Annotated in this window: 16 protein-coding genes and 1 riboswitch; of the genes, 10 read left to right on the top strand and 6 right to left on the bottom strand. The window is 67.9% G+C overall.

Features of this window, described 5'->3' with window-relative positions:
- The first annotated feature begins 21 nt into the window (after window positions 1-21).
- Window positions 22-501 (top strand): hypothetical protein, encoded by a 480-nt coding sequence (locus VZC37_RS23255; RefSeq protein WP_330436276.1) that lies wholly within the window; start codon window positions 22-24, stop codon window positions 499-501.
- 197 nt (window positions 502-698) lie between these two features.
- Here VZC37_RS23255 and VZC37_RS23250 read toward each other — a convergent pair whose 3' ends face one another.
- Together VZC37_RS23250 and VZC37_RS23245 are read right to left on the bottom strand one after the other, a co-directional pair.
- Window positions 699-2096: an FAD-dependent oxidoreductase gene (locus VZC37_RS23250; RefSeq protein ID WP_330436273.1), complete on the bottom strand. Its 1398-nt coding sequence runs from the start codon at window positions 2094-2096 to the stop codon at window positions 699-701.
- A gap of 153 nt (window positions 2097-2249) precedes the next feature.
- On the bottom strand, window positions 2250-3284 hold the full coding sequence (locus VZC37_RS23245; protein WP_330436271.1) for an ABC transporter substrate-binding protein: 1035 nt from the start codon (window positions 3282-3284) through the stop codon (window positions 2250-2252).
- A 101-nt stretch (window positions 3285-3385) separates the two neighbouring features.
- Between VZC37_RS23245 and VZC37_RS23240 the strand changes: the two genes are divergently transcribed.
- Genes VZC37_RS23240 through VZC37_RS23230 form a run of 3 tightly spaced genes read left to right on the top strand, consistent with a single transcriptional unit; the run spans window position 3386 to window position 5510 of the window.
- Window positions 3386-3904 carry an Rv0361 family membrane protein gene (locus tag VZC37_RS23240; protein ID WP_330436268.1) on the top strand — a complete coding sequence of 173 codons (519 nt, stop codon included), beginning with the start codon at window positions 3386-3388 and terminating at the stop codon, window positions 3902-3904.
- On the top strand, window positions 3901-4314 hold the full coding sequence (locus VZC37_RS23235) for a rhodanese-like domain-containing protein (RefSeq protein ID WP_330436266.1): 414 nt from the start codon (window positions 3901-3903) through the stop codon (window positions 4312-4314). Before VZC37_RS23240 ends, VZC37_RS23235 begins: the two co-directional genes overlap by 4 nt.
- Window positions 4311-5510: an O-succinylhomoserine sulfhydrylase gene (locus VZC37_RS23230; RefSeq protein ID WP_330436264.1), complete on the top strand. Its 1200-nt coding sequence runs from the start codon at window positions 4311-4313 to the stop codon at window positions 5508-5510. Before VZC37_RS23235 ends, VZC37_RS23230 begins: the two co-directional genes overlap by 4 nt.
- A gap of 137 nt (window positions 5511-5647) precedes the next feature.
- Here VZC37_RS23230 and VZC37_RS23225 read toward each other — a convergent pair whose 3' ends face one another.
- Both VZC37_RS23225 and VZC37_RS23220 read right to left on the bottom strand, forming a co-directional pair.
- Complete coding sequence (locus VZC37_RS23225) at window positions 5648-6604, bottom strand: ERCC4 domain-containing protein (RefSeq protein ID WP_330436262.1); 957 nt, start codon at window positions 6602-6604, stop codon at window positions 5648-5650.
- Window positions 6597-7700, bottom strand: coding sequence for an isochorismate synthase (locus VZC37_RS23220; protein ID WP_330436259.1), 1104 nt, complete (start codon window positions 7698-7700; stop codon window positions 6597-6599). The genes VZC37_RS23225 and VZC37_RS23220 overlap by 8 nt, the downstream gene beginning before the upstream one ends.
- A gap of 89 nt (window positions 7701-7789) precedes the next feature.
- Window positions 7790-7903, top strand: a riboswitch (SAM riboswitch).
- Between the two features lie 17 nt (window positions 7904-7920).
- On the opposite strand from VZC37_RS23220, the gene VZC37_RS23215 reads away from it, so the two are divergent.
- Window positions 7921-9264: an aminotransferase class V-fold PLP-dependent enzyme gene (locus tag VZC37_RS23215; protein WP_330436257.1), complete on the top strand. Its 1344-nt coding sequence runs from the start codon at window positions 7921-7923 to the stop codon at window positions 9262-9264.
- A 159-nt stretch (window positions 9265-9423) separates the two neighbouring features.
- On the opposite strand, the gene alc is transcribed toward VZC37_RS23215, so the two are convergent.
- Window positions 9424-10407, bottom strand: coding sequence for an allantoicase (gene alc, locus VZC37_RS23210; protein WP_330436398.1), 984 nt, complete (start codon window positions 10405-10407; stop codon window positions 9424-9426).
- A gap of 182 nt (window positions 10408-10589) precedes the next feature.
- Here alc and VZC37_RS23205 point away from each other — a divergent pair, with 182 nt between their 5' ends.
- Complete coding sequence (locus VZC37_RS23205; protein ID WP_330436254.1) at window positions 10590-11084, top strand: MarR family winged helix-turn-helix transcriptional regulator; 495 nt, start codon at window positions 10590-10592, stop codon at window positions 11082-11084.
- Window positions 11081-12745 carry an MDR family MFS transporter gene (locus VZC37_RS23200; protein ID WP_330436252.1) on the top strand — a complete coding sequence of 555 codons (1665 nt, stop codon included), beginning with the start codon at window positions 11081-11083 and terminating at the stop codon, window positions 12743-12745. Before VZC37_RS23205 ends, VZC37_RS23200 begins: the two co-directional genes overlap by 4 nt.
- 185 nt (window positions 12746-12930) lie before the next feature.
- Here the strand turns inward: VZC37_RS23200 and VZC37_RS23195 are convergent, their stop codons facing one another.
- Entirely contained in the window at window positions 12931-13443 is a 513-nt protein-coding gene (locus tag VZC37_RS23195; RefSeq protein WP_330436250.1) for an inorganic diphosphatase, read from the bottom strand.
- A 133-nt stretch (window positions 13444-13576) separates the two neighbouring features.
- Between VZC37_RS23195 and dacB the strand changes: the two genes are divergently transcribed.
- From dacB to tilS, 3 genes are read left to right on the top strand one after another with little or no spacing between them, the layout of a single operon-like run.
- Window positions 13577-14980: a D-alanyl-D-alanine carboxypeptidase/D-alanyl-D-alanine endopeptidase gene (dacB, locus tag VZC37_RS23190; protein WP_431309478.1), complete on the top strand. Its 1404-nt coding sequence runs from the start codon at window positions 13577-13579 to the stop codon at window positions 14978-14980.
- Window positions 14977-16056 (top strand): zinc-dependent metalloprotease, encoded by a 1080-nt coding sequence (locus VZC37_RS23185; RefSeq protein WP_330436245.1) that lies wholly within the window; start codon window positions 14977-14979, stop codon window positions 16054-16056. The genes dacB and VZC37_RS23185 overlap by 4 nt, the downstream gene beginning before the upstream one ends.
- The gene (gene tilS, locus VZC37_RS23180) at window positions 16035-16985 is read left to right on the top strand and encodes a tRNA lysidine(34) synthetase TilS (protein ID WP_330436243.1); all 951 of its coding nucleotides are present in this window, start codon (window positions 16035-16037) and stop codon (window positions 16983-16985) included. Before VZC37_RS23185 ends, tilS begins: the two co-directional genes overlap by 22 nt.
- Window positions 16986-17043 lie beyond the last annotated feature (58 nt).

Raw genomic sequence — 17043 nt, 5'->3', positions numbered from 1 at the left:
GACAACCAGAGGAGAGGTCCGATGAGAGCATCAATCAAGCGTGCTGGCGCCGCCGCGTTGGCGACGGTCGGCATCGCTGCCGGCTCGCTGGCCGGTACGGCGCCGGCGCAGGCCGTCCCCGGAGTCCACAACCTGCAGATGATCGGCGGGATCAACTGCTACTGGAAGGGCTGGGGCCCGACGTGGGACAACCTCCCGGGCTGGCGTATGCACCGCTGGATGGGTGTGAAGAACACCGGCAGCCAGCGGATGCACGGTGTGACCGTCACCGAACTCTTCGGTGCCGCCAAGTCGCCGAACTTCCGTGGCCAGCCCGCACGTTCGCTGAAGCCGGGCCAGACCTTCATCGCGTTCGACACCACGTGGGAGGGCTGCTGGCCGTCGTCGATCTCCGGCTATGCGATCGCCACGGAGACCGAGGACCTGCTCGACAACTGGGGCTTCTGGGCCAACGTGCGTCAGGAGCGCGGTGACCAGTCGGAGGTCACGCCGGGGGAGTAGGAAGCACCGGCCCGGCGTACGCCGACGGAACCCGGTTTCGCGCCGACGGAACCTCGGCGTACGCCGACAGAACCCAAAAAATCACCGAGAGAACCCACCCGCGATCACAATCACGGGCCTCCGTCCAAGACGGTGGGTTCTCTCGGTGATTTTTTGGGTTCTGTCGGCCGCCGTGCTGAGCACGTTGGCAGGTGACCTTACGAGCTGGGGCGCGCGACCTTGTCGGGCTCGCTGGCGGCGAGCATGTCCTCGCGTTCGACGACCTTGACGCGTTCGCGGCCTTCGGCGGCGCCGAGGGCGCGTTCGTGCTCGTCGAGGCGGTACCAGCCGTCCCAGGTGGTGAACGGGATGTTCTTGGACTCGAGGATCTCGATGAGGGCGTCCTCGGCGGGGCGGCTCGGGGTGTTGAGCACGCCGTTGGTCATGTCCTCGAGGATGCAGTCCACGGTCTCGTTGGCGTCGCCCTTGGTGTGCCCGATCAGGCCGACCGGGCCACGCTTGACCCAACCGGTGGTGTAGATGCCGGTCAGGTGGGTGCCCTCGTCGAACACGCGTCCGGCCTCGTTCGGGATCACGCCGGCCTGGGTGTCGAACGGGATCTGCGGCAGGTTGTCCGACAGGTAGCCGACGGCGCGGTAGACCGCGCCGAGGTCCCAGTCGGTGTGCTTGCCGGTCGGCTTGACGTTGCCGGTGCCGTCGAGCTGGGTGCGCTCGGTGCGCAGGCCCACGACCTTGCCGTCTTCGCCGAGGATCTCCACCGGATTCTCGAAGAAGTGCAGAAACAGCTTGTGGATCGCGCCCTGCTTCGGTTCGCGGATGGCGTAGTTCTCGATGATCGTCGCGACCTGGTCCGTGATCTTCGACCCGCGACGGGCCACCGCCGAGCCCTCGTCGTATTCGATGTCCTCGGGCGCGACGATGACCTCGATGTTCGGCGAGTGGTCGAGTTCCTTGAGCTCGAGGGGGGTGAACTTGGCCTGCGCGGGTCCGCGACGACCGAACACGTGCACCTCGACGGCCTTGTTGTTCTTCAGACCCTCGTAGACGTTGGCCGGGATCTCCGTCGGCAGCAGTTCGTCGCCGGTCTTGGCCAGGACGCGCGCGACGTCGAGGGCGACGTTGCCGACACCGATGACGGCGACCTTTTCCTGATCCAGCGGCCAGGTGCGCGGGAAGTCGGGGTGTCCGTCGTACCAGGCGACGAACTGGGCGGCGCCGTAGCTGCCGTCGAGATCGATACCGGGGATCTCGAGGGCGCGGTCGTCGGTGGCGCCGGTGGAGAAGATCACCGCGTCGTAGAGGTCGCGCAGCTCATCGAGGGTGATGTCGGTGCCGTAGTCGACGTTGCCGATCAGCCGCACCTGCGGCTTGTCGAGCACCTTGTGCAGCGCGGTGATGATGCCCTTGATCCGCGGGTGATCCGGCGCCACGCCGTAGCGGATCAGACCGAACGGCGCAGGCATGCGCTCGAACAGGTCGATGCTCACACCACGATCCTTGGCGGTGTCGGACTTCATCAACGCGTCGGCGGCGTAGATCCCGGCGGGACCGGCTCCGACGATGGCAACCCGCAACGGGCGGCTCGTGTCACTCATGGAATAGGTGCTTTCCGTGGCTCTCTCGGTGACTTCGGCGAAGAAGTCGCTGGCGGTGGCCGCAAACGCGGCGCCTATCCCTTCTACGGTAGGCGCTGACAGGCCGTCACCAAAATCTCCGTGTGAGGTAAACCTCACTTGGGTCGTGGGTGGTCAGCGCTTCGCGGCCTCGGATATCGGTCCGACGGACTGCTCTGCCACCCAGGGGATGGTCAGAAGCGTGGGTACCGACATCGCGGTGCCCACCTGCTGGTCCAGGTAGACGACGCGTCCCTCCTGCGCAACGGGCTGCCGCTGCCAGTTCGGATCGTTGCGCAGGCGGTCGTTGGCCCCGTCCCAGTCCACGGCCACCACCACATCCGCATCGTTGAGCATCGCGTAGTTCTCCGCGGAGATCTCCCCGTAGAAGCCGTTGGTGATGGCCGACTTCAGCGACTCGGGGAAGGCCAGGCCGTAGTCGGTGAGGGTCTGGCCGCGGCCGTCGGTGGCGCTGTAGATCGACAGCCCGCCGGTCGGCGACGAGGTCACCACAACCCCCGTCTTGCCCGCCAATTCCGGATGCTGCTCGCGGACGTCGGCGAGGAATGCCCTGGTCTCGTCGATCTTCGCCTGAGCTTGCTCCGGTAGGCCGACCGCGCGACCGATCTGTGTGGTCTGCGCGTCCCACGGCACCTGCCAATCCGGGTACTCGGCCGGGCGGGTGACGGTCGGGACGGCCTTGGAGAGGATGTCGTACTGCTCGCGAGACGGGGCGGCGCCGACGGCGGTGACCAGATCCGGATCGGTCTCGAGTGCTCGCGGGATCTGGCTGCCGAACTCGAACGCCGCCTCGGGCAGGATCACCGGCTCTGCGTCGCCGAGCAGCTCGGCGTTCCACGGCGTGGAGCGCTCCGGTGGATCGTTGAACGGCGCGATCGTCGTCGGCGTGATGCCCAGCGCCAGGAGGGTGTCCGCATCGCCGACGCCCATCGCCGCCACCCGCGACGGTTGGTCGGTCACGGTGGTCGAACCGTAGGAGTGGTCGATGGTCACCGGCAGCGCGCCGGGATCGGCCGACGGCATCGACGACGTCGCGGCGGTGTCCTCCGCGGGTGCGCTACACGCGCCGACGGCCAAGGCCGTCGTGGCGGCGACCGCCGCGATCGCGACACGGGTGGGCCGGAAGGGACGTGTTCGATGTGCTCGCAAAGTTGCCTCCGCCTCGTGTGTTTGGTTACCCAACCCTTACCAGCAGGGGGACGACGGTGCCCCGGGGCGGGTGCGCGATTGCTCTCGATAGACTGCGCGCCATGGCCAAGAGTGCAGGTGATCGGGATCGTTCGACGTCACAGGGACGTCGTGGCGAGCCGACTGCGCCGGCTGCGCCGACCCGTCGGTCGTGGAAAGAGATGTGGCCGTTCCTGGTCGCCCTGGGGATCATCGTGGTCGTCGCCCTCGGCATCGGCATCTCCTATCTGATTCGCCCTGCCGATGACCGGATGAACACCGAGGCCCACATCCAGCACGCCGTGAACGACGCCTACACAGCACGCAACGAGCTCGACTATGCGGCCTACCGCGGCGCGATGTGTGCAGCGGAGCTCGGGTCGGACACCTTCCCGGACGAGGCCACATTCGTCGACGACAACCGGATCTCGTTCGAGGAGAACGGTCAGATCGTGATCCCGGAGATCGCCGACATCACCGTCACCGGAGATCGTGCGACCGCGCAGGTACATTGGCATTTCGACGAGAAGCCCGATCAGGAACAGGTCACGAACGTGGTCGTGGTACGAGAAGACGGGGACTGGAAGGTGTGTACGTCGTGAGCTACGCGGGTGACCTCACGCCGCAGCAGGCGTGGGAGAAACTGGAAAACGATCCGAACGCGGTGCTGGTCGACTGCCGTACGCGGGCCGAATGGGCATTCGTCGGGGTGCCGGATCTCGAGATCATCGGCAAGAAGACGGTGTTCATCGAGTGGAACACGTTCCCCGACGGTCGCCACAACGGCGCGTTCGTGTCGCAGCTGCGCGACGCCGGGATCGCCGACGACAACGAGGTCATCTTCATCTGCCGGTCCGGGCATCGGTCCATCGGGGCGGCGGAGGCGGCAACGGCCGACGGCGTCGCGGCGGCCTACAACGTGCTCGACGGCTTCGAGGGCGGTCTCGACGAGAACGACCATCGCGGCCGCGTCGGTTGGCGGGCGTTGAACCTGCCGTGGCGGCAGTCGTGAGCAAGCAACTGCCCGAAGGTGTTTCGGCCGATACGCTCGCCGTCCGGGCCGGCCTCGACCGCTCCGGATTCTTCGAGACCTCCGAGGCGCTGTACCTGACGAGCGGGTACGTCTACGACTCCGCCGAAGCAGCCGAACGTGCGTTCACCGGCGAGGACGAGCGATTCGTGTACTCCCGGTACGGCAATCCCACGGTGGAGATGTTCCAGGAGCGTCTGCGCCAGATCGAAGGTGCCGAAGCGTGTTTCGCCACCGCGAGTGGTATGGCGGCGGTGTTCGTCGCGCTGGGTGCGTTGCTCAAGGCGGGTGACCGGCTGGTCGCCGCCCGGAGCCTGTTCGGTTCGTGCTTCGTGGTGTGCAACGAGATCCTGCCGCGCTGGGGCGTGGAGACGGTTTTCGTCGACGGTGAGGACCTCGACCAGTGGGAGGCGGCGCTCGCCAAGCCCGCCGACGCGGTGTTCTTCGAGACCCCGTCCAACCCGATGCAGGTGCTCGTCGACGTCGCCAAGGTGACCGAGATGGCGCATGCCGCCGGCGCGAAAGTGGTGTTGGACAACGTCTTCGCCACTCCGCTGCTGCAGCGTGGACTGGACATGGGCGCCGACGTCATCGTGTACTCGGGTACCAAGCACATCGACGGTCAGGGCCGCGTGATGGGCGGTGCGGTGCTCGGCGAGAAGGAGTACATCGACGGTCCGGTGCAGACCCTGATGCGCCACACCGGCCCCGCCATGAGTCCGTTCAACGCGTGGACGATGCTCAAGGGCCTCGAGACGATGCGGCTGCGGCTCGACGCCTCGGTGTCGTCGGCGTTGCGGATCGCCGAGTTCCTGGAAGCCGATCCGCGGGTCGCGTGGGTGAAATACCCCTTCCTGCAGTCTCATCCGCAGTTCGAGCTGGCGCAGGCGCAGATGTCCGGTGGCGGCACGGTGGTGACCTTCGAGATCGCCGACCGCGACGGCGTCGGCGGCAAGAAGCGGGCGTTCGAGGTGCTCAACGGCCTCCAGATCGTCGACATCTCGAACAATCTCGGCGACTCGAAGTCGCTGATCACCCACCCCGCCACCACAACCCACCGTGCCATGGGGCCCGAGGGGCGCGCCGCCATCGGCGTCACCGACTCCGTTGTGCGGTTGTCGGTGGGACTCGAGGGTGTCGATGATCTGCTGGCCGATCTGGATCGGGCGTTGGGGTAGGGGTTTCGGCGGTCTCATCTCGATCTCGATACGGTCCTCGGCTAGCGCCTCGGCCCTACTCGATCAGCGAATAGGGGACTCCTAACCGCTGGTCGAGTAGTCGCGAGGCGCTAGCCGAGCGACGTATCGAGACCGCTTCACCCCTCCGGCCGATCGTTCCGCTGTTCCCACGCCGTCCGGATGCGCGCCGGGATCCGCCCTTTCGCGGGTACATCGAGCCCTTGGGTCAGCGCCCAGGTTCGGATCTCGGCGGGCGAGGCCTGCGGCCCGGCCAGGTCTGCGACCACGACGTCCGTGCGCGCCGACAGACGCCACTCGTGCAACGCGGCACCGAGCCACCGATACGTCCACTCCTCGGCCAGCTTCCGGTTGTCGCAGAACACGATCGGCACCCGTGGGAAGCGGACCTGTGCCTCGGCGAGTGCTTCGGCGAGTGTCGCGCCGGACACGTACTCGCGCTTGAAGAGTGAGCTGTACCCGGCCTCGACGACGACAGCCGCGCGATGTAGGCCGGCGAGATCGGCGAGCTGATAGGTCAGCTTGCCCGACGTCAGTCCGGCACTGAGGTCGTCGACGGACTTACGTTCCACCGCCGCGATCACGGTGTCGCCGTCGGTGATCGCATAGTCACCGGCCGGGAGCTTGCGGCGGGTGGTGCTGGTCTGCTGATGGTCGAACTTGTAGGCGTACCGTTCGCCGCTGTCGACCACGATGTCGAGCACCTGTCCATGCGCCCGGGCCGTCGGCAGCGTGACATTGGGCCGGGCCTGCTTCGCGGTGCGGCGCGACTGCCAGAAGATCATCTCGCGCCCGCGGGCCCGGGTCAGCACGAACTGTGATCGGTTCTCCCGGCCGCGGTTGAGCACGAGGTCGATGGCCGCACCGCGCCGCGACACCGTCCGCACCGGGAGCCGATCGACGATCTCGGCGTCTTCCGGCCACGATTCCGCACGGTGACAATAGATCTTGGACGTGCGCGGCCACGTGTCACGCACCTTGAGGACCACGCCGTTGGCGCCCAGCGGGATTCGCACCAGATACGGCAGCGACGAACCTTCTTCGGGATTGCGGGCGACGAGGAAGTCGTCAGGCATGATCGATCCCCAACGCCCGCAGAACGGTTGCGAGTTTCGCCGTGGTCTCGTCGAGCTCATCCTGCGGGTCCGACTGCGCGACGATGCCACCACCCGCCCAGGTCCGCAGGCTTCGACGATCTGCACCCAGGTGCAGGCATCTGATCGTCACCATCCATTGGCCGTCTCCCGACGCGTCGCACCAACCGACCGCGCCGCCGTAGAGGCCGCGGGGTTCCTCGATCTCGCGGATCAGCTGTGCGGCAGCGTCAGTGGGGGTGCCGCAGACTGCGGGAGTGGGGCTGAGGGCCGAGGCCAGGTCGAGTGCCGTGATCGACGGATCGCGGAGCGTCGCGCGAATCGGAGTGGCGAGGTGCCATACCTCGCCGGTCGGATGGACCTCCGGCGTCGACGGTACGTCGAGGTCAGAACACAATGGCGCGAGCCGATCTCGCAGATAGTCGACGACGAACCGATGTTCGGACTGATCTTTGTGTGATGCTGCGAGAGCTCGCGCGGCCGCCCGGTCGACCGTTGGGTCCGCCGACCGTGGTGCGGAGCCCGCGTACGGGCGGCACGTGACGACGCGACCTCGCCTGCGTAGCAACATCTCCGGGCTCGCCCCGAGGAGCCATGAGTCGTCGCCGAACACTGCGCCCACATCGACGGCGAACGCGTTGCGGTCGCTGTTGCCGCCGGCCAGCGCGGCCAAGAGTTCGGGGACGTCCACCGCGGGCTCGACGACGATGTCGACCGCACGAGCGAGCACCACTTTGTCGAGCTCGCCGTCGGCGATCCGCTTGATGGCGCCGATGACTCGGTCGCGATGGGTTCGCGGGTCCGGGCGCGCGATCATCGACGTCGCTCGACGCCGGACCGGACTCGAGGGTGCCAGCGGTGCGGGCTCGGCCGGCAACGAGATCGGTGCCACCAATGCCGCAGGGTCGCTGGGATCGAACGGGATCGCGCCTGTGATCGCGCGCACCGACCCCGATGCCAGGGCCGCCCGTGCGGCCGTCACGTCGTCGAACGTGCGACCGACGCCGCGTCCGCGAACTGTCCCGTGCGGCCCGGACAGGACGAACACATCGTCGTCGGCGCCGTAGGAGGAGGCCATGACCTCACCGTACCGGCTAGGCAGTCGGGGTTTCGCTCACGCTGAATCAGTTGTTGACTCCGCCTGGTCGATGGGTGAGTCTTGATGCGGGTCATGAGTGCCAGTGACAAGCCCCGGCTCGCTGGCCGGCAACCCTCCTCCGCGGTGGGGTGCTCCGGGTGACGACCCGGCCGTGGTCGAGGTGATCACGGCAAGCGCGGATTCCCTAGGAGTGTTTGTCATGTCTGCTGTGTTGTCATCCCCGTTCGTGACGTCGCTGGCCGGTCTCTCGGCGCGGGCGCCGAAGCGGCCGCCGATCGCCCCACTCGCCGAGGTCGTCGGCGCCGGCGAACGGGTGCCGCTGTCGTCCGGTGACGTGGTGCGGTACGCCAATCTCGACTATGCGGCCAGCGCGCCCGCCCTGGCCGATGTCGCACGGGCCGTGCAGCGCTCGCTGGGCCAGTACGCGAGTGTGCATCGCGGAGCGGGCCATCTCTCCCAGGTCACCACCGCGCGGTACGAGGCGGCCCGTGAGACGGTGCGCGAGTTCGTTCGCGGCCGCGTCGACGACGCGGTCGTGTTCACCCGCGGCACCACCGACGCCATCAACCTGGCAGCCCACATCACCTGCGGCGACGTGGTCGTTCTGGACATCGAACACCACGCGAACCTGCTGCCGTGGTCGGCCCGCGAACGCACCGGGTCGTCACGGCTGCGGGTGGTCCGCGCCGCGCCGACGATCGAGGACACCCTCGCCGCGCTGGAAACCGAACTCGCGTCGTCGCCGGCGGCGCTCCTCGCGGTGACGGCCGCCTCCAACGTCACCGGCGAGGTCCTGCCGGTCGGTCGTCTTGCGGCCGTCGCACACCGTCACGGCGCACGCATTCTCGTCGACGCCGCGCAACTCGTCGCGCATCGGCCGGTGTCGATGGTGACCCACGGCGTCGACTATCTCGTGTTCTCCGGTCACAAGCTCTACGCACCGTTCGGGGCCGGGGTGTTGGTGGGACGTTCGGATTGGCTCGACGCGGCCGAGCCGTATCTGGCCGGCGGTGGAGCCTCGGCGGCCGTCACGGTCGACGAGGCGACCCAGTCGGCCGACGTCACCTGGCACCGCGGCGCCGCGCGACATGAGGCCGGATCGCCGAATGTGTTGGGCGCGTTGTCGATCGCTGCTGCATGTGAGTCGTTGACCGCGCTCGGGTTCGACGCGATCGGACTGCACGAGACCGCTCTGCTGGCCCGCCTCGACAGAGGCCTCGATTCGGTCGACGGCGTCGAGCCGCTGCGTGTGTTCGACGACTCGACCGAACGGGTCGGCATAGCCGGCTTCGTCGTCGACGGTCGTGCGCCCCGCGAGGTGGCCGAATTCCTCAGCAACAGAGCGGGAATCGGTGTCCGCGACGGCAAGTTCTGCGCGCATCCGCTCTTGCGGCGGCTCGGATTCCCGGACGGCGCGGTGCGCGCGAGTTTCGGCCTCGGTACCGGTTCCGACGACATCGACCGGTTGGTGGATGCGCTGCGGGGGCTGGCCCTTCGTGACGCCCGCTCCTTCGTCGCGGGCTCCTCAGGGACCGAGGGATAGGTCAACCGCTCGTTCGTCGCGGGCTCCTCAGGGGCCAGGGGATAGATCAACCGCTCCTCAGGGACCGGGGAAAGATCAACTGCTCCCTGAGGAATCCCGGAGCCTGCGAAGGGATGTCACGAAGGGCAGCAACCGCTTCCACGAAGGGCGTGGCACCCCTCAGGCCTCGCCGCGCTCCCACTGCTCGACCAACTCGGCTTCCGCATCGGGCGCCAGGGTGCCGTAGAGCTTGAACCGCGCCATGCCGCCGTCGGGGAAGATGTCCATCCGCGCCTCGGTCATCGGCCGGTCGAGATCGATGACGAATCTGTGACGGGTATCGGGCTGTAAGTCGGTGCGCGGCAACACCTCGAACCATTCGCCGTCCTCACCGTCGCGCCCGCGGACGGTTGCGGAGCCGGGGGCGTTGCCGAGGAAGTAGCTGGTGTCGAGTTCGACGAGGCTGACCTGGCCGCGGCCCGCGAGTCGCACCTGCACCCAGTCGTTGCCGTCGTCGCGTCGCCGCGACGTCTCCCAGCCCTCACCCATGTTGCGGGCGCGGCCGGGCATCAGCAGGTTGTTCGGCGAGCTGTAGAACATGTTGGAGCAGGCCGTGATCAGGCCACCGTTCTCCAGGGCGGCGAGGTCGAAATGGCCGTAGCGGAAGAAGTGCGGGTTGGGCACGCCGCGACCGTGCACCCGGAATCGGGCGACGCCTCCGTCGGGATGCATCGACAGCCGTACGTGGGTGAAGCGGTTCTTGGCGCCGACCTTGAACGGATTGCGGGTGTCGCCCTCGGCCGGGCTCTTCTCGACGATCGTCACCCACTCGACGTCGTTGAGGAGTTGATCGACCGAGACCACGCCCTCGACGGCGGCCGCCTCGACCGAGATGTGCGGGGGATAGTTGCCCTTGAACCACGACGTGTCCACGACGACGCCGTACACCACTCCAGGCGCACCGAGACGGACGATCGCCTGGTCGATGCCACCAACACGGCGACGGCGGGTCTCCCAGCCGTCGTACACCTGACCCTTGTGGCCGAACGTCGCGGGGCGGTACTCCGCCGGCGGCGTCTTGATCAGATTCTGTGCCTCCGCGAAGAGATCGTCGTTGGTCCAGACCACCGCGCCCCCGAGGTCGCGAAGTGCGAGATCGGGCATGGACGTGAAATGCGGGCGATGGCCCGACGAGGGCGGCGGCTGAGGAGTCACGTTTTCTCATCGTAGGTAACGGTTTGCCTGGGATCGAATCCGAGCGCATACTTGCGCCCAGCAATTGATTGCAGACCGCAACTAATTGCAAAGGGAAAGTAAAGAAGTCCTCCGGAAAGGGATCTGCGCCGATGCTCGACCAGAACGCCCTCGATGAGCTCTTCGACGTGTTGGCCCGCTACGTCCGCATGCGCGACCGCGCGGCCCACCGAACGTTTCGGACACCGGACGGCGACGTCGAGTCGGCTGCCTTCAAGTGCCTGTTCCATCTGGCGCGGCAGCCGATGCGCGCCCGTGAGCTGGCCGAGAGCCTGCATGCCGAGCCGTCGTCGGTGAGTAGGTACGTCGCCGAACTCGTCGACCTGGGGTTTGTCCGTCGCGAAGCGGATCCCGCTGATGGCCGGGCCACGCTGCTGGTCATCACCGACATCGGCCGCGAACGCGTCGCGGCGATGCGTGCGGTGCGGCGACACGCGATGGACCGGGCGATGACCGACTGGACCGACGACGAACTGCGGACCCTGGTGCTGCTTCTCGGCCGGTTCGTCGACGCGGCCGAGCCGCTCTTCGCGCCGTCGGGAGACAAGCCCGGCAGCCTGGAGGACTTGATGAAAGGACGTGCATGACCGACACAGCCGCCGAGGCCCGCGACGAGGTCGCCGGGGCCGGGCTGACCCACCGCCAGATCCTCACGGTGCTGGCGGGCCTGATGAGCGCGATGTTCCTGGCCGCGCTCGATCAGACGATCGTCTCGACGTCGATCCGCACCATCGCCGACGACCTCAACGGCTACGACATGCAGGCGTGGGCGACGACGGCATACCTGGTGACCGCGACCATCGTCACGCCGCTCTACGGCAAACTGTCCGACCTCTACGGCCGCAAACCGTTCTTCATGGTCGCGATCTCGATCTTCGTCGTCGGGTCCCTGCTGTGCAGCCTGGCGACGTCGATGTACGAGCTCGCCGCGTTCCGCGCATTCCAAGGCCTCGGCGCGGGTGGCCTGATGACCTTGGCGCTCACCACCATCGGCGACATCGTGCCGCCGCGGGAGCGCGCCAAGTACCAGGGCTATTTCCTCGCCGTGTTCGGTACCTCCAGCGTGCTCGGACCGGTCCTCGGCGGACTGTTCGCCGGACAGAGCTCGATCCTGTGGATCAGCGGCTGGCGCTGGGTCTTCCTCGTCAACGTGCCGATCGGGATCTGTGCACTGCTACTCGTCTACAAGGTGCTCAACTACGACCAGCAGAAAGGCACCGGTGGCCGCACCGACTACTGGGGCGCCACCGGCCTGGCCGTCACGGTCGCACCACTGCTGATCGTTGCCGAGCAGGGCCGCGAATGGGGATGGACCTCCGGTACCGCCTGGCTCTGTTACGCGATCGGCGCGGTCGGCCTCGCCGCTTTCATCTGGATCGAGCACCGGATGGGCGACGACGCGCTGATCCCGTTGCGAGTGTTCCGGAATCCGGTCTTCGCGCAGGGCGTGGTCATCTCGGTGGTCGTCGGCGCCGCGATGTTCGGCGGCATCTCGATTCTCCCGCAGTACTACCAGGTGTTGCGCGGATCGAGTCCGATGATCGCGGGACTGCAGATGCTGCCGATGGTCGTCGGCCTCATGACCGGCTCGATCCTGTCCGGTCAACTGATCTCGCGGACGGGTCGCTACAAGATCTTCCCGATCATCGGGTCGGTGCTGGTGACCGTCGGCGCGTTCCTGATGCACCTCGTCAGTGTGGACACACCGCTCTACCTGGTGATGGGCACTGCCGCACTGATCGGATTCGGCCTGGGCAATCTGCTGCAGCCGGTCACGCTGGCCATGCAGAACATCCTGCCGCCCAAGGACATGGGCCTGTCGACCGGCACCGCGACGTTCTTCCGTCAGATCGGCGGAACGATGGGTGTGGCGGTGTTCTTCTCGGTGTTGTTCTCCCTGATGGGTCCCAACATCTCCGACGAGATGACCTCGGCCGCGCAGCAACCCGAATACCGGGCTGCGGTGGTCGAGGCCTCGCAGAGCGACAACCCTCAGGTCCGACAGTTCGCCGACGGACTCATGGCCGCGGCCCAGAACCCAGACGGCGCCGCCGGCGCGTCCGACGACGTCATGTCCGACACCTCGGTGATCTCCGAGCTGCCTGCCGAACTGGCCCGACCCATCAAGGTCGGTTTCGCCGACTCGATGGATGGGGTGTTCCTGGCCGTGTCGATCGTGTCGCTGGTCGGTGTTCTCGGCACGCTCACATGGAAGGAACTGCCCCTGCGCACCGGAAAACCCACGTAAGTTCCCCTACCAACGTGCCCAGCACGGAGGTCGAGTGGGCGTTGAATTCGGTCGAGTGGGCGTCGCCTCTGCAGAAACGTGACGTTCTGAGAGAACTCCGACGCCCACTCGACCGAATTCAGCGCCCACTCGACACGAAAGGCCCGTGCTGGGCACGTTCTGGACGTTGGGTTGCGGTCTGTCGACTACCCCCGACTCGGCTCGTTGACCTCTTCCGGATGAGTCTTGAGGCGCTCGACGGCCGCCTTGGCGATCTGCTCGGCCTCGGCCTTGCCGACCCAGCCTCCGGGCTGGACCTCTTTGCCCGGCTCGAGGTCCTTGTAGTGCTCGAAGAAGTGGGCGATGGGTCCGAGTTCGAACTCGCTGACGTCGTTGACGTCCTGGATGTGATCCCAGCGGACGTCGCCGGCGGGCACGCACAGCAGCTTGTCGTCGCCGCCGGCCTCGTCGGTCATCGTGTACATGCCGACGACGCGGGCGCGCACGATCACACCGGGGAACACCGACTCGGGCAGCAGCACCATGGCGTCGAGCGGATCGCCGTCCTCGCCGAGGGTGTTGTCGATGTAGCCGTAGTCGGCCGGGTAGCCCATCGAGGTGTACAGATAGCGGTCGAGGTAGATCTTGCCGGTCTCGTGATCGACCTCGTATTTGTTACGGCAGCCCTTGGGGATCTCGATGGTCACATCGAATTCCACGGTTCCTCCTGGCACTTGATCGCTGGTGGTGACGGCAGCCGACGAGCAGTCGCCTGCGCAGATCGCCTCAACGATACTGTGAGGGCACAACGGGGGTCGGACCCCACGGGCGATAACCGGAGGTTCACAGGGAGTGCGGCGCGGATCGACAACCGGAGACAGCACATCGGGCCGTGGCCTCCGTTCCCGGCGGGGCGTGCTGTGGACGATCATCTCGGTGGTCATCGTCGCCCTCATCGGGGCCGGCGCGGTGGTGGTGGCCCTGCAGATCGACGCATCCGACGAACTGCCACCCGGCATCCCCCCGCAACCTGCTGCGATCACGGTGAACCCGCAGATCAGAGCGGTGCCACCGAATGCTCCCGAACCGACGCCGACCGGGGTGCAGCAGGCGATCGCCGACGCCGTCCGTGACCCGGCGCTCGGAGAGTTCACCGGCGAGATCAGCGACGCGCTGACCGGCCAGACCCTGTGGTCGGAGGCGCCGACCGAGCCGCGCGTCCCCGCCTCGAACGCCAAGATCCTCACCGCCGCGGCGGCGCTGTTGGACCTGCCACACGACCAGCGGATCACCACGACCGTCGTCGCCGGCCCCGACGGGCAGGTGATCCTCAAGGGCGCCGGCGACCCGACGCTGTCGGCGCAGCCGACCGGGGCGGACACCTTCTACACCAACCCGGCACGCATCGCCGACCTGGCGGCGCAGATCCGGGAGGCCGGCGTCGACGTGACGTCGGTGGCCGTGGACACCAGCGCCTTCACCGGGCCGACCATGGAACGCACGTGGGAAGACGCCGACATCGCGGGCGGCGACATCACCCCGATCGAGTCCCTCATCGCCGACGGCGGGCGCATCGAACCGCTCGACGAGTACTCCCCGCGCGTGGCCGACCCGGCGATCACCGCCGGTGAGGCGCTCGCCTACGCCCTCGGCGTCGACGCACCCGTCACCGAGGAGACCGCACCCGGCGGTGGACAGGTGATCGCCCAGGTGCAGTCGGCGCCCCTGGTCACCCGCGTCAACGACATGATGCGCCTGAGTGACAACGTGCTCGCCGAGACGCTGTCCATCGAACTGTCCGTCGCCCAGGGCGGTCCCGCGTCCATCGCCGGCGGGGTGGCGGCCATCGAGAGCTCGTTGGCACGTCACGGTTTCGACATGTCCGCGGTCACCCTGCGCGACGCGTCCGGCCTGTCCTACGCCAACCGCGTCCCGGCCACCGTGCTCGACACCCTGATGGGCGCGGCCGCCGGGCCGGCGCAGCCCCTGATGCGTTCGCTGCTCGACGGCCTGCCGGTCGCGGGCGGCACCGGGACGCTGACCGACCGGTTCGATCCCGAGACCAACCCGGGCGCCGGGTGGGTGCGCGCCAAGACGGGAACACTCACCGGAGTCAGTTCGTTGACCGGGATAGTCCAGACGATCGACGGTCGGGTACTGGCGTTCGCCCTGATGTCCGGTGGCACGTCACCGGCCGACGCGCGGCCCGCCCTCGACGACGTGGCCGGCGAGCTCAGGGAATGCGGGTGCCGATGAACAGCAACGAGACGACGCTCGAACAGGTCGACACCGAGTCGATCGGCGCGCGGATCGACTGGGGACTGGCGGCCGCGACGGGCAAACGGCTGTCGCGTCCCGGTCCGAAGACCACCGCCTACACACTCGACGCCGCACACGCGGAACTCGCCGACGCCGCCACCCGCGCGGAGGCTCCGGTACGTGAAGTCACCGGCCTCGCCGACGGACTGCGGGTCCCCACCACCCGCATTCTCGACCGCGAGGAATGGGTGGAGGCCGCCGCACAGTCGATGCAGTCGATGCTCGGCCTGGACGGGGCGCCCGCCGACGACTCGATCCTCGGTGGGATCTCGGCGAAGGTGGGCGGCGTACAGGCCGGCGGGCTGCTCGCCTTCCTGTCGGGAGCGATTCTCGGACAGTACGACCCGTTCACCCCGGATCCGGACACCGGCGATCCGGGCGTGCTGATGGTGGTGGCGCCCAACATCATCGCCGTCGAGCGCTCATTGCGGGTGGTGCCCAGCGACTTCCGGCTGTGGGTGTGCCTGCACGAGGTGACCCACCGCGTTCAGTTCTCCGCCAATCCGTGGCTGCGCCAGTACATGGTCGACAACCTGGAGATCCTCACCGCCGACTCCGGCGAATCGACCGGCGAGATCGTCGGGCGCATCACCGAGACCCTGCGCGGCGACAAGCCCCGCGAGAAGGGCGTGCTCGGCGCGATGCAGCTGCTGCAGACGCCCGAACAGTACGAGGCGTTCAACCGGATGATGATGCTCGGCACCCTCCTTGAGGGGCACGCCGATCACGTCATGGACGCCGTCGGTCCCGCACATGTGCCGACGGTGGCGACGATCCGGCAGGCCTTCGACAAACGACGCACCGCCCCCCGCAACCCCGTCCAGCGCATCATCCGCGCCCTGATCGGCATGGATGCCAAACTCGCGCAATACATCCGGGGCAAGGCCTTCGTCGACGAGGTGGTCGACGCGGTCGGTATGGAGCGGTTCAACACCATCTGGACGTCGCCCGAGACGATGCCGCGTCCCGACGAGATCGACGAGCCGCGCCGATGGATGCAACGGGTGCTGTAACCCGCGCCGTCACCGAGTTCGCAGCGCACCACCCCGACCTCGGACGCGAGGTGTGTGTCGGACTCTCCGGCGGACCCGATTCGCTCGCACTGCTCGCGTGCGCCCTGCGCGCCGGCCTCCACGTGCGCGCCCTCGTCGTCGACCACGGGCTGCAACCCGGATCGAATGCGGTCGCGTCCGCGGCGGCCGACGCCGCACTCGCGCTCGGTGCGCAGGTGACCGTGCTACGTGTGCGGGTCGGTTCCGACGGCGGGATGGAGGCGGCTGCCCGCACGGCCCGCTACGCAGCACTCGACGATGCTCGCGACGGGCGGCCGGTGCTGCTGGCCCACACCGCCGACGACCAGGCCGAGACCGTGCTGCTCGGCCTTGCCCGCGGTTCGGGAGCACGGTCGATCGCCGGAATGCGCGCATGGAACCCGCCGTGGGGGCGGCCCCTGCTGGATGTGCGGCGCGCGCAGACCCTCGCCGCCTGCGCCGAGCTCGGACTTCGACCCCACCACGACCCGCACAACCGCGATCCGCGGTTCACCCGCGTTCGGGTTCGCAGCGAGGTGCTGCCGCTGCTCGACGACGTGTTGCACGGAGGTGTCGTCGAAGCGCTGGGGCGGACGGCTTCGTCTCTGCAGGCCGACAACGACGCACTCGACGCCCTGGCCGACGACCTGCGCACTCGGGCAGCCGTCGGCGACGACCTCGACGCCGAGCTTCTCGCGGCAGCGCCCCCGGCGGTCCGCACCCGCGCGCTGCGCCGCTGGCTGCTCGACGTCGGCGCCACCGAGCCCACCCACCGGGTGATCGGCGCGGTCGACGCCATGGTCACCGACCGACGTTCGCGTGCTCAGGTGGCGATCGGCGGCGACCCGGCCGCGAGGACCGTCGTGGTGCGATCCGACGGCCGGTTGCGCGTCGAGCGCACGCCACGCTGACGCTGGATTGAAGTTCCGGCCGCAGTTCCAGGGTCTGGCCGCAGTTTCTGGTCCAAGC

Origin of the sequence: Gordonia sesuvii (genome assembly GCF_036350415.1) — a bacterium.
In the GTDB taxonomy this organism is placed as follows: domain Bacteria; phylum Actinomycetota; class Actinomycetes; order Mycobacteriales; family Mycobacteriaceae; genus Gordonia; species Gordonia sesuvii.
The sequence above is the reverse complement of the archived record's forward strand: the minus strand, read 5'-3'. Positions and strand labels throughout refer to the sequence as shown.

Coding starts and splice junctions, on each gene's coding strand:
- VZC37_RS23185 (WP_330436245.1), top strand. CDS start 14,977: ATGAACAGCAACGAGACGACGCTCGAACAGGTCGACACCGAGTCGATC.
- alc (WP_330436398.1), bottom strand. CDS start 10,407: ATGCCCGATCTCGCACTTCGCGACCTCGGGGGCGCGGTGGTCTGGACC.
- VZC37_RS23250 (WP_330436273.1), bottom strand. CDS start 2,096: ATGAGTGACACGAGCCGCCCGTTGCGGGTTGCCATCGTCGGAGCCGGT.
- VZC37_RS23215 (WP_330436257.1), top strand. CDS start 7,921: ATGTCTGCTGTGTTGTCATCCCCGTTCGTGACGTCGCTGGCCGGTCTC.
- VZC37_RS23240 (WP_330436268.1), top strand. CDS start 3,386: ATGGCCAAGAGTGCAGGTGATCGGGATCGTTCGACGTCACAGGGACGT.
- VZC37_RS23255 (WP_330436276.1), top strand. CDS start 22: ATGAGAGCATCAATCAAGCGTGCTGGCGCCGCCGCGTTGGCGACGGTC.
- tilS (WP_330436243.1), top strand. CDS start 16,035: ATGGATGCAACGGGTGCTGTAACCCGCGCCGTCACCGAGTTCGCAGCG.
- VZC37_RS23225 (WP_330436262.1), bottom strand. CDS start 6,604: ATGCCTGACGACTTCCTCGTCGCCCGCAATCCCGAAGAAGGTTCGTCG.
- VZC37_RS23200 (WP_330436252.1), top strand. CDS start 11,081: ATGACCGACACAGCCGCCGAGGCCCGCGACGAGGTCGCCGGGGCCGGG.
- VZC37_RS23205 (WP_330436254.1), top strand. CDS start 10,590: ATGCTCGACCAGAACGCCCTCGATGAGCTCTTCGACGTGTTGGCCCGC.
- VZC37_RS23220 (WP_330436259.1), bottom strand. CDS start 7,700: ATGGCCTCCTCCTACGGCGCCGACGACGATGTGTTCGTCCTGTCCGGG.